Source organism: Pseudoduganella buxea, from assembly GCF_009720835.1.
Lineage (GTDB): Bacteria > Pseudomonadota > Gammaproteobacteria > Burkholderiales > Burkholderiaceae_D > Rugamonas > Rugamonas buxea.
Map to the genome: position 1 here is coordinate 1 of NZ_WNKZ01000284.1, position 323 is coordinate 323.

Genomic DNA, 323 nt, shown 5'->3' on the forward strand with positions numbered 1-323 from the left:
GTACCCGGATTTGCCTAAGTACCTTCTATGAATCAGAAACTGACTATTCCAACAGTCAGACAACCTTCCGCGATCCGTCCCCCCATCGCATCATACGACGGTGCAGGAATATTAACCTGCTTCCCATCAGCTACGCATCTCTGCCTCGCCTTAGGGGCCGACTCACCCTGCTCCGATGAACGTTGAACAGGAAACCTTGGGCTTACGGCGTGCGGGCTTTTCACCCGCATTATCGCTACTCATGTCAGCATTCGCACTTCTGATACCTCCAGCATCCTTTACAAGACACCTTCGCAGGCTTACAGAACGCTCTCCTACCATAT

The 323-nt window shown here is 52.0% G+C and carries 1 rRNA gene; it reads right to left on the reverse strand.

From position 1 onward, the window contains the following. Nucleotides 1–323: ribosomal RNA gene (locus tag GM672_RS27955) — 23S ribosomal RNA — on the reverse strand; the annotation flags it as partial.